At 67.8% G+C, this 5,006-nt stretch carries 5 protein-coding genes; all 5 read right to left on the bottom strand.

The window, feature by feature from the left end; translation table 11 throughout:
• Positions 1–27: 27 nt before the first annotated feature.
• Positions 28–1,593: an Rne/Rng family ribonuclease gene (locus VF647_25795; protein HEX8455519.1), complete on the bottom strand. Its 1,566-nt coding sequence runs from the start codon at positions 1,591–1,593 to the stop codon at positions 28–30.
• A gap of 153 nt (positions 1,594–1,746) precedes the next feature.
• Entirely contained in the window at positions 1,747–2,958 is a 1,212-nt protein-coding gene (locus VF647_25790; GenBank protein ID HEX8455518.1) for an acyl-CoA dehydrogenase, read from the bottom strand.
• 146 nt (positions 2,959–3,104) lie between these two features.
• Positions 3,105–3,881, bottom strand: a complete 777-nt coding sequence (locus VF647_25785) for a hypothetical protein (protein ID HEX8455517.1) — start codon at positions 3,879–3,881, stop codon at positions 3,105–3,107.
• A 165-nt stretch (positions 3,882–4,046) separates the two neighbouring features.
• Positions 4,047–4,418: a hypothetical protein gene (locus VF647_25780; GenBank protein HEX8455516.1), complete on the bottom strand. Its 372-nt coding sequence runs from the start codon at positions 4,416–4,418 to the stop codon at positions 4,047–4,049.
• A 22-nt stretch (positions 4,419–4,440) separates the two neighbouring features.
• The coding region (locus tag VF647_25775) for an SAM-dependent methyltransferase (GenBank protein ID HEX8455515.1) at positions 4,441–5,006 on the bottom strand (566 nt) is incomplete at its 5' end.

The following is a 5,006-nucleotide window of genomic DNA, read 5'->3' as shown; positions in this document are numbered from 1 at the left end:
CCCCCCCCCCCCCGCGCGGCCCCCTCCCTACTCCGGAACGTACCGGCTCGTCAGATCCACCTGCGACTGCGCCCCGATCAGCCGCACCTCGTCCGGCCGCATGAGGGGATCGTCGCGGAGAGCGAGCTGCAGGCGGAACTGCTTCTCCAGCCCCTTCACGAACCCGGGCTCCTCCTCGATCACGTAGAGCGCGACCTCGGGGTGCACGCGGAACTGCAGCGCCTTCTCCTTGCCGTCGGCGGCGACGCGGCGGACGGAGCGCTCGATGCGGCGCACCAAGGTCTCCGGCGTGAAGACGCGGCCCGTGCCGGAGCAGGTGGGGCACGCCTCCGTCTGCGTCTGGTAGAGCGAGGGGCGCACGCGCTGGCGCGTCATCTCGATCAGCCCCAGCTCCGACACCTGGAAGGCCTTGGTGCGCGCCCGGTCGCGAGCCAGGTGCGTGCGCAGCTCCTGCAGCACCTTTTCGCGGTTCTGCTTCGACTCCATGTCGATGAAGTCGCAGACGATGATCCCGCCCACGTCGCGCAGCCTCAACTGCCGCGCGATCTCCTTGGCCGCGTCGACGTTGGTCTTGAGGATCGTCTTCTCGGGGTCTTTCTTCCCCGTGTAGCGCCCCGTGTTCACGTCGATGGAGACCAGCGCCTCCGTGGGCTCCACGATGATGTAGCCGCCCGAGGCCAGGTTCACGCGGCGTTGGAAGGCGTCGCGAATCTCGCTCTCCAGACCGCGCGCGTCGAAGAGAGGCGTGGAGTCGGTGTACAGGTGCACCCGCTCCACCAGCGTGGGGTCCACCTGCTCCAGGTAGGCGCGCACCTCGTCGAAGACGATCTGCGTGTCCACAACCAGCGAGTCCACCTTTTGAGAGAAGAGGTCGCGGATGATGCCGGAGGTCAGCTTCGCCTCGCGGTGCACCGGGGCGGGGGCGCGGCCGCGGGCGGCCTTCTTCTGGATGTTCTTCCAGGTGGACATCAGCGAGCGCATCTCGCGCTCGAACGTCTCGCGCGTGAGCTCCTCGCCCACGGTGCGCACGATGACGCCGCCGGACTTCTCCGGGAGGATCTCGCGGGCCAGGGCGCGGAGGCGGGCCCGCTCCTCCTTGTCCTCGATCTTGCGCGACACTCCTACGTGGTCCGATCCCGGCATGTACACCAGGAAGCGGCCGGGGAGCGAGATGTTGGCGGTGACCCGTGGCCCCTTGGTGCTGATGGGCTCCTTGGAGACCTGCACCAGGAGCTCCTGCCCCTTCTTCACCACCTCCTGGATCGCCGGGTAGCCGCGCCCGCGCTTGCCGTTTCCGTTGGCGCCGTCATCCTCCACCGCGGCCGGAGCCGGGGCGTCGTCGTCGTCATCGCCGCCGGAGCCCTCTTCCAGCGCCACGTCCGAGACGTGGAGGAAGGCGGCCTTCTCGGTGCCGATGTTGACGAAGGCGGCCTGGATCCCCGGGAGGACCGCTTCCACCTTCCCCTTGTAGATGTCGCCCACCATGCGCGCCGCGTCCGGGCGCTCCACCATCAGCTCCACCAGGACGTCGTCTTCAAGGATGGCGACGCGCGTCTCCTTGGCGGTGGTGTTCATCAGGATCTCGCGCTTCACGCCGCCTCTCTCGCGGAGGGGTGAAGGCGACACCCGGGCGCAATGCGCGGAGCGCGGGAAGCGCAGGGGCGCTCCCCGACCGGGTTGCTTCCGACCATGTAGACCTCTGGAGCCGCCCGCACGCCGTAAAGCACGCGAGGACGGCCATTTCCGTTAGGCGCTGAGCTCGCGGAGGATGTGCCGGGCGATGACCATGCGCTGGATCTCGCTGGTGCCCTCCCCGATCTCGCAGATCTTGGCGTCGCGCATCATGCGCTCCACCGGGTATTCCTTCGTGTAGCCGTAGCCGCCGTGCACCTGCACCGCCTTCGTGGTCACGCGCATGGCGACCTCGGAGGCGAACAGCTTGGCCATGGAGGCTTCCTTGGAGTAGGGCTTCCCCTGCTCCTTGAGCCAGGCCGCGTTGTAGACCAGGTGCTTGGCCGCTTCGATCTCGGTCGCCATGTCCGCCAGCATGAACTGGAGGCCCTGGAACTCCGCGATCGACTTTCCGAACTGCTTCCTCTCGCTGGCGTACTTCACCGCCTCTTCGTACGCGCCCTCGGCGATGCCGAGCGAAAGCGCGCCGATGCCGATGCGGCCCGCATCCAGCGTCTTCATGAAGTTGATGAAGCCCATCCCGGGCTCCCCCAGCACGTTCTCGTCCGGCACGAACGCGTCCTCGAACACCAGCTCGCGGGTGTCCGAAGCGCGCCACCCCATCTTGTCCTCCTTCTTCCCCGCCCGCACCCCTTCGATGAACTGGAGCTCGTCCGAGTGCCCCACCCCCACCTCGCGCGCCCGCTCCATGTCGGTCGTGGGCTTGGTGACGATGAAGGAGGTGATACCCTTGGACCCCTTCTCACGATCCGTGACGGCGGTGGCCACGAAGACCTCGCCGACGCCCGCGTGCGTGATGAAGATCTTGCTCCCGTTCAGGATCCACCCGCCGTCCGTCTTCACGGCAGTGGTCTGCGTCCCTCCCGCGTCCGACCCCGCGCCCGGCTCGGTGAGCCCGAAGCCGCCCAGCACCTGCCCGCTGGCGAGGAACGGCACGAACCGCTCCTTCTGCTCCTGCGTACCGAACGACATAATGGGCGAGGTGCCCAGTGTGGTGTGCGCCGACACGGTGATGGCGTGTGACGCGTCCACCCGGGCGAGCTCGTGGATGGTGATCATGTACGCGATCCCGTCCATCCCGGCACCCCCCAGCTCCTCCGGCCAGGGCACGCCCAGCAGGCCCAGCTCCGACATCTTCTTGACGTTCTCCCACGGAAACTCTGACTTCTGGTCCATCTCCCCCGCGACGGGCGCGATCTCGTTCCTGGCGAACTCGCGCACCATGTCGCGAATCATCAGGTGGTTGTCGTCGAAGTACCGTTCCATCTGGCTCTATGTAGAAATGGCGGCCATGCGGCTGCCGGTTGCGCGGACTTCCGGGTGTGTAAACCGGTGCAATCTACGCGGCAGGGGCGAAAACCGAAAGGTAGCCGCGGAGGGGACCGCAGGCTCCGACCCGGCCTCGCGAACGATCAGAACCTCCAGGGCACCCATCGCAGGTAACGGAGGTTCAGCGGATGCATGACTTCCGGTACCCGTTCGAAGTGGCCAACCAGTTCCGCGGCTCTCGGGCTCATCCATGAAAGCGTCTCCACGATGTTGGCGCGGATTGCGGTCGGGTCCCAGGGTAGTCCCTTGCCCTCGGTGTACGGGTAGATACGCTCGTGGTGCATCACCCGGTTCCGCAGAACCAGGAATCGGCGCAGACGGCTGCGAATCTCGCCGATCGACACGTTCCGCTTATGGGGAAACACCTCGGGGAGGAGGTCAGGCCAGAGGCTCCCCGGTGAACTCCGCGTACCGGAGTACTCCGGGTCGAAGAGGTACACCCAGAATCCGAACGGGAGCGCTCCAACCAAGCGGCCGGGCGTCCGCATCCGCCGCGCCGAAGCGGCGCCCGGCCCGTACCGCCTCCGCAGCTCTTTGAAGACTTTGGCTTTCGCCTCGTCGACGTGCTTGCGGTGAGAAGGGGTCAGAGGACCGTTCACCGCGTCGAGCCAGGAGGGATAATCCAGGTACTCGCCCGGAGCATCGGAGTCGATTGGATACCGTGCGGAAACGGCTTCGTTGACGCGGTTCCGCAGGATTACCTCTACCGCGTGCAATAGCGGATGCAGCGCCTCCGCGACGGCGGCGTTCAACAGGTAGCGACCGATCAGGAGCTTGTCCGTGTCGTCCCGCCGGTCACGGAAGCCCTCGAGCCGGTCACGCGAGAGCAACTCTACCGCTTCCGGATCCGCGCCTTGCATTTTGCTCACCCTCCCTTTACGTTAGAGACGGAGCCCAGGGACCTCTGCCGAGAGGCATCTCCCCGGGACTGCAGGGCCCCCTGGAATCTCGTATTCCAGGGGGCCCTGCGTTTTTGTTTGTGCCCTTGCGCATGAGCCGCCGTGCGGCCTCCCGCGACGCCTCTCCTACCGCCCCGGCGCGCCGACCAGGTCCACGCGGGTGCGCGGCGGACGCCCGCACCGCGTGCTGCTGCGGATGCGCGCGAGGGTATCCGTGCCCAGGGTGCGGATGCCGATGGAGGAGAGGCTCATGATGAACAGGCGGAAGTCCTTTTCGTACTCGCCGCCCGCTCTCGTGTAGGTCGAATCCAGCACGTGCGCGAACGACGCCGTATCCGGCGGCGGGGGGCCGATGTAGAACATGATCTTGGTGCTGTCCGGCGCGGGCTGGCCGGCGGCGGTCCGCACGGTGCCGTACACCTCCGAACAGTAGGTCGGGTCGCACGCCGCGGCCGAAAGGCAGGTCGCGGCGAATGTGGCGAGATGGAAAACGCGCATGGGTGGGCCTCGGGGGGGTGGGCTACTCGCCGGCGGCTTCCTGGGCGATGCGGTAGGCGTCGTTGCGGGCGATGCCCAGGCGCCTGCGCAGCTCCTTCGCGATCCCGCTGGGCGACTGGCCCTGAGCGAGAAGGGCGTCCGCCATCGAGCGCGCCGCGAGCTCGTCCACGGCTCCCTCGGCGGGAGCATCGACGGTTCGGCCCGCGACGACGACGACGATCTCGCCCAGCACCTCGCCGGCCGAGAAGTGCGCGGCGCCTTCGGAGGCGGTGCCGCGAAAGAACTCCTCGTGCATCTTGGTGAGCTCGCGCGCGACGGCCACGCGGCGATCCGCGCCCGCCGCTTCGGCGATGTCCGCGAGGAGCTTGGCGACGCGGTTGGGCGACTCGTAGAGCACCGATGCGCGCCGCGACGAGGCGACCTCCTCCAGCAGCTCGGCGCGCTCGGGACCCTTGCGCGGCGGGAAGCCGACGAAGGTGAAGGTGTCCGCCTCGACGCCGGAGGCCACGAGCGCAGCGAGGAGCGCGGAGGCTCCGGGGATGGGGATCACCTCGAAGCCGGCGGCGACCACTTCGCGCACGATGCGGG

Origin of the sequence: Longimicrobium sp., from assembly GCA_036387335.1 — a bacterium.
Lineage (GTDB): Bacteria > Gemmatimonadota > Gemmatimonadetes > Longimicrobiales > Longimicrobiaceae > Longimicrobium.
This window is presented reverse-complemented; position numbering and strand designations above follow the sequence as displayed.

Excerpts from the sequence above, each read along its gene's own strand:
- VF647_25790 (HEX8455518.1), bottom strand. The coding sequence starts at position 2,958 with ATGGAACGGTACTTCGACGACAACCACCTGATGATTCGCGACATGGTG.
- VF647_25785 (HEX8455517.1), bottom strand. The coding sequence starts at position 3,881 with ATGCAAGGCGCGGATCCGGAAGCGGTAGAGTTGCTCTCGCGTGACCGG.
- VF647_25780 (HEX8455516.1), bottom strand. The coding sequence starts at position 4,418 with ATGCGCGTTTTCCATCTCGCCACATTCGCCGCGACCTGCCTTTCGGCC.